This is a genomic window from Actinomycetes bacterium (assembly GCA_036510875.1).
In the GTDB taxonomy this organism is placed as follows: domain Bacteria; phylum Actinomycetota; class Actinomycetes; order Prado026; family Prado026; genus DATCDE01.
Genome location: DATCDE010000048.1, coordinates 1 through 5,284, shown reverse-complemented (window position 1 = coordinate 5,284; position 5,284 = coordinate 1). Strand labels below are relative to the sequence as shown.

The following is a 5,284-nucleotide window of genomic DNA, read 5'->3' as shown; positions in this document are numbered from 1 at the left end:
TCGGCAGCCATCAGCAGCGCCTTCGCCCGCTGCACCTGACGATGCGGCGCGCCCTGCGCTCTCGCCAACGCCTCCAGCGCCACCCGCTGACCCTGCGTCATGTCCAGCGGAACAGCAGGGGCTCGGGTCATGCCCGAAGAGTACCCCCTAAACTGCTAGTCAAATGCGAGACACACCACTAGCGCCGTTGTGGCCGTCCGTAGTAGAGCCACATGAGTCCACCGAAGATGTTCGTGAAGACGAGGAGCATGATCCAGACAGGTCTCACGAAGGTGCGCATTTCGGACTCGTCGGTCCTGGTGAAGTCGAACAGGCAGTAGCCCCAGAAGGCGAGAGCGGCGAGGACGGCTCCAACCGCGATGCCGGTGCCGATGGCGTTGGCATTCGTGGTGGTCACGGCCACTCCTTCCTCCGAGCGGGGCCAGACCCATCGCTCCGGCGTTGCATCCAGCGGACTCCATCCTCGCCCAAGACTCCTGGGAATCCGCACCTCCTGCCCGTTCGACCGGCCCCAGGATCGGCACGTAGAGGCGGCTGGTTCGCGGCGCAGTGATGCATCCCGGAGCAGGTGGTTGTGTGGTCGATGTCGTTGCGAGGTGTCAGCGGGAGTCGGTGCGCGCCTGTGCCTCTTGTCGGGAAGCCGATCAACGTGTGCGTGTTCACGTGCTGCAGGGTCTCTCTCGTCATGAATCCTTCTTTGCCTGGACATGACGAAGCCCGGCACCGCTGTTGCGGGCCGGGCCGTCGCCGTGTGGATGCGGCGCGTCCGTGTGCGGATGGTTGTCCGGTCGGCGCGCCTGCTGGGGAGTCCGGTGAGGGGTGGTCAGGCGGGTTGTGGGTGGGTGCGTCGGGAGGTGCTGGTCAGCCGGGTAAGAACGCTAACCGCGACGGCCGTGACGATGGCGGCGGTCATCGCGACCAGGGCGAGCTGCCACAGCGCGACCGAGGCGGTGGAGGTGATCTTCTCGATGATCACGGGTGTCGGGTCGGAGACGCTGGTGTCGGGCGGGATCGGCGCGGGCATGGCGAACGCGGTGCCGGGCAGCGCCAGCAGACCGAGCACGGACGTGACGGCGAACACGAGGCGGCGGGTCAGTCGGGTCATGGGGTGCTCCCTGGGTGAGGCGGGATCGGGGTCGTGACCAGGCTGGGCTCCCCGGAGCGGTTGCGTCGATACGCAGTTCCGCGAACACGGGGCGACCCAGCCTCCGGGTACGCCGAACTACGTATGCTCCAGGTGGCTGATCCGGGCCTACCGTTTGGTGGTGACCAGCGAGGAGGCCGCCGTGAGTGCCTTGACCAGTGTCAGCGAGCAGGACCTGCGTCGGCTGCTGGACGTCGTCTGCCCGGAAGCGGTGGACGACGATGGCCCGGAGATCCCCGAGCAGGTGCTGCGCGGGCTGGCTGAGCTGATCCCTTCCGCCTGCGTGAGCTTCTTCGTCATGGACGCCCGCTCCCGGCAGGTGACCGCCGGGCAGGAGATCGTCCTGGCGGACCTGCCCGAGGACGACGAGGAGTCCGACGCACAGTTCTTCGACGCCTACTGGGACTGCGTGGCCTGCAGCTGGCCGGAGCTGTCCGGCGACCACGAGCGGGTCACCATGTGGACGGACTTCTACTCCGAGCGGGAGTACGCCCGGCTGGTGATGGGCGAGTACAGCCGCCGGATGGGGGTCTGGCACGAGCTGCTGGTCTGCCTGCCCCCGCAGGGCCGCCTGGAGCGCCGAATCCTGCTGGCGCGGGAGGGTAGCGACCGGCCGTACAGCGAACGCGACCGGTTGCTGCTCACCCTGCTGCGCCCCCACCTGGTCCAGATCCGGGAGCACGTCGAGGCTCGGCGGCGCACCGTGCCCGCCCTGACGCCGCGGCAGCTGCAGCTGCTGCGCCGCGTGGCGGATGGGCACACCAACCGGCAGATCGCCCGGGACTTCGGGCTGTCCGAGGGCACGGTCCGCAAGCACCTCGAGCACATCTACGCCCGGCTCAAGGTCGGCAGCCGCACCGAGGCCCTGGCCCGGATGCGCGACGTCCTCGCCAGCTGAACAGCGCGAGGATTCCGCCACGGGCGCCGGGCAGGCACCGAGGGACAACCCTCAAAGCCCACCCGTCCACGGGACTGTTCAGACCCAGGAGCAGCCATACGAACCGATCAATCAGCATGCGACGAGCTGCGACAGGTACAAGCTCGGGCCGGCGGTTCGCCGTGGTTGCGCTCGGGGCACCGCTAGCCGCTGCTCTGGTCTCCGCCAGCCCGGCTGCTGCACAAGCGGTCGTGTGGCGGCAGCTTGTCGGCGAGTTCTGCACGAACCCGTAGGCCCTGCCCAAAGCTGGCGCATGCATATCGCTCACGTACGCCGGGCAGACGGCCCTGGGTTACCCCGGATCGCCGAATCGGGTCCTCGACCTGAGGCCGGGAACGTACTCGCTGAGCGTGAAAGACGACAGCACGGCCCACAACTACTCGCTCGAGGGTTCCGACGGCCTCGACCAAGACATCAGCGGCATCGCAGAAACGCCGGGCTGGGTGACCGTCAAGATCCACCTCACGCACGGCTCGTACACGCTGTTCTGCGACGCCGACGATCACCGGGCTGACGGGATGTACGTCGACATCGAGGTCGGCGGCGCTAGACCGGTCGGGTAGCCGCCACCCCCGCCCTGCAGAGGTTCACCTCGGGGCTCTCCAGACGGCCTTGGCAGCCGAGATTGTGCAGGTCAGTTGAGTGGCGATCCCGGTGGTCCGGGTGGCCGGACGACACCGAGCTGGATCATGGTGGGCAGGTCGTCGCGAGTGGCCCAGTGCTCGGCTAGCCGATCGTCTGCGATGCGGAACCAGTGGCTTTGGTGTGCCGTGAACCGTCGTCCAGTGGGTGGGACCACTCCGTTGAGAGGGCCCAGGTTGGTGCCTTGCGAGTGAACCCGGACGGCGACGAGGTCACCCTCCTCGACCATCGACTCGATCGTCATGACCACGTCGGGAAATTGCTCCCGCAGCCACTCGGATGTGTTCCGCAGGTGGCTGGGCCCATCGACCGCGCCGGGTGCGTCCCGACCGAAGGGCGCCACCGCGTGCTCGACGTAGGTCGCGGCCGCGATCTCCTCACAGCAGGACAGATCCCCCTGGGTGAGCAACTCCTCGAAGAACCTGCGGACCAACTCTTTGTTCGTCGTCACCACCAGACCCCCTTGTCGAGGGCGCCGCCCAGCGGGCCCACCGAGTGCAGCCTGGCAGCACCTCCAACCCTGAGCAAGGAAGGCAGCGCAAGACTCGATGCGCTCTGCATCGGCACCGCGGCGCGTTTCGGCGGAATTCAGACGCCAATCCCGTTGACCGATGTTGACGATGAAACGAGTCATGCTTGCTCGGGGACATCCTCGGTGCACAGGCAGAAGGGGTGACCGGCCGGGTCGGCGTATACCCGGAAGTGGTCGCCTGGCTGGTAGTCGTACTTGGTCGCACCGGCTGCCAGGACCCGCGCCTCGGCGGCATCTGCGTCCTCGACGTCGAAGTCCAGGTGCATCTGCATCGACGAGGTCGGGTCTGGCCACGTCGGCGGCCTGTAGTCCGGTGCGGTCTGGAAGTCGATCCGTCCGCCGGGTCCGGTCACGGTGGCCCAGGCCTCGTCGAGGTAGGTGACCTTCCCACCAGTGATCTCGGCGTAGAACGCGGCCAGGGTCCCGGCGTCCGGGCAGTCGAGCGCGGCGCAGACGAGTCTGATCGAGTCCGACATTCGCTCCTCCTCGAAGGGCCATCCTCAGCGTGACCGGCGACGACGGAGAGCGAGTGAGGCTTCCCGTGATCGGTTCGGGGAGCTTACTCAGTAGGCGGTCGGGTCGGCGGGTTGCGATTCGCGGAGTGGATGGATTCGCGTTCTGCTTCACTCAGCCCTGCGACGGCGAGGATCCGCTGGAGGATGTCGTTCTTGCCCTGCACGTACTGGTCCACGTCGACGGCGGTCATGGCGACCTGCTTCTTGACCTCCCTATACTCGCGCCGGAGAGCCCCGTCCTTGCGAAGGAGTTCCCGCACGGCAGGGTGGTTTCGGTGCGAAAGTGAACCATTGACGACGACGTAGGTGTGGGTGTCGGCGAGCCGTTCGGGTTGGTAGAAGGCCCAGCGCTGCGGAATGCCACGTTAACCGCGAGGCACGAACCCCAGCCCAACGAGGACTGCGGACGCGGCCACGACATCTTCAGCTGCGATCACGATGTCGCTGTCAATCACCGGCTTGGCTGCGAGGCCCTCAACCGATGTGCTGCCGACATGCTCGATCGCGACAACAGGGACTCGGGCGGCAGCGAAGGCGGCGGCGTACTCGGTGCGAAGAGCCTCGAAGCGGTCGACCCAGCGGGGATCGTGGTCGACGACGGTGATCACGTCGAGCAACCTACGTGAGGCATCTGCGGTAGGACAGATTGGGCGACCAGGCGGTGAGCGCGATCGCCGGATCGTCCCCTGCAGAGTGGCGCACTGCATCGGCACTTCGCACGCACGCTCATCGGCACGCTCTCCGACCTCAAGTCACCTGTTCGGGCCCTGCGTGGCCGTGTCAACTCGATTTGGCCCCACTGTGACGGTTTGAAGTGGCCCCACCTTGTTGTCGTTGGGTGCGGGCGTGGGCGAGTCGGTAGCTGCTGGTGCCGGTCTCGATGATGTTCCCGCCGAAGGTGAGTCGGTCGACGATGGCGGCGCACAGACGGGGGTCGGTGAAGGTCTTGGTCCAGCCGCTGAAGCTGTCGTTGCTGGCGATCGCGACGGCGGTCTTCTCCTCGCGTTCGGTGAGGACCTGGAACAGCAGCTCTGCGCCGCGCTTGTCCAGTTCCATGTAGCCGAGTTCGTCGAGGCAAAGGAGCTCGACCCGGCCGTAGCGTGCGATGGTCCGGGACAGCTGGCGTTCGTCGGCGGCTTCGACGAGTTCGTTGACGAGCTTGGCGGCCAGGACGTAACGCACTTTGTGGCCGGCCTGGGCGGCAGCGGTCCCGAGCCCGATGAGCAGGTGGCTTTTGCCGGTGCCGCTGTCGCCGATCAAGCACAGCGACTGGCCCTTGCTGACCCAGCCGCAGCCCGCCAGGGTGTTGATGGTCGCGGGGTTGATGGCGGTGTTCGCGGCGAAGTCGAAGTCCGCGAGGGTCTTGGGGCGCGGGAAGCCCGCTTCGTGGACCCGGCGGGCGGCGCGGCGTTCCTGCCGGTCGTCGCACTCAGCCAGCAGCAGCTCGGATAGGAAGGCCCGGTAGGATAGTTGCTCCCGGCCGGCGGCGTCGGCGATCTCGCCGTAGCGGTCTC

General features: G+C 67.2%; 8 protein-coding genes and 1 pseudogene. 2 read left to right on the top strand and 7 right to left on the bottom strand.

Annotated elements, in window-relative coordinates; translation table 11 throughout:
• From VIM19_02830 to VIM19_02820, 3 genes are all read right to left on the bottom strand, one after another.
• The coding region (locus tag VIM19_02830) for an IS630 family transposase (protein HEY5183845.1) at positions 1–131 on the bottom strand (131 nt) is incomplete at its 3' end.
• 47 nt (positions 132–178) lie between these two features.
• The gene (locus tag VIM19_02825; GenBank protein ID HEY5183844.1) at positions 179–397 is read right to left on the bottom strand and encodes a PLDc N-terminal domain-containing protein; all 219 of its coding nucleotides are present in this window, start codon (positions 395–397) and stop codon (positions 179–181) included.
• A 426-nt stretch (positions 398–823) separates the two neighbouring features.
• A complete protein-coding gene (locus tag VIM19_02820) occupies positions 824–1,105 on the bottom strand; it encodes a hypothetical protein (protein ID HEY5183843.1) in 282 nt (93 codons plus the stop codon).
• A gap of 160 nt (positions 1,106–1,265) precedes the next feature.
• Between VIM19_02820 and VIM19_02815 the strand changes: the two genes are divergently transcribed.
• Together VIM19_02815 and VIM19_02810 are read left to right on the top strand one after the other, a co-directional pair.
• Positions 1,266–2,042, top strand: a complete 777-nt coding sequence (locus VIM19_02815) for a helix-turn-helix transcriptional regulator (GenBank protein HEY5183842.1) — start codon at positions 1,266–1,268, stop codon at positions 2,040–2,042.
• Positions 2,043–2,431: 389 nt separating this feature from the next.
• Positions 2,432–2,644 carry a hypothetical protein gene (locus VIM19_02810; protein ID HEY5183841.1) on the top strand — a complete coding sequence of 71 codons (213 nt, stop codon included), beginning with the start codon at positions 2,432–2,434 and terminating at the stop codon, positions 2,642–2,644.
• 71 nt (positions 2,645–2,715) lie between these two features.
• On the opposite strand, the gene VIM19_02805 is transcribed toward VIM19_02810, so the two are convergent.
• The 4 genes and pseudogenes from VIM19_02805 to istB all read right to left on the bottom strand — a co-directional run.
• Positions 2,716–3,174 carry an ester cyclase gene (locus VIM19_02805; GenBank protein ID HEY5183840.1) on the bottom strand — a complete coding sequence of 153 codons (459 nt, stop codon included), beginning with the start codon at positions 3,172–3,174 and terminating at the stop codon, positions 2,716–2,718.
• A 179-nt stretch (positions 3,175–3,353) separates the two neighbouring features.
• Positions 3,354–3,731 (bottom strand): VOC family protein, encoded by a 378-nt coding sequence (locus tag VIM19_02800; GenBank protein HEY5183839.1) that lies wholly within the window; start codon positions 3,729–3,731, stop codon positions 3,354–3,356.
• An 83-nt stretch (positions 3,732–3,814) separates the two neighbouring features.
• Positions 3,815–4,477: pseudogene (locus VIM19_02795) on the bottom strand (GrpB family protein).
• Positions 4,478–4,550: 73 nt separating this feature from the next.
• Positions 4,551–5,284, bottom strand: a 734-nt coding sequence (gene istB / locus VIM19_02790) for an IS21-like element helper ATPase IstB (protein HEY5183838.1), incomplete at its 5' end; no start/stop codon positions are given.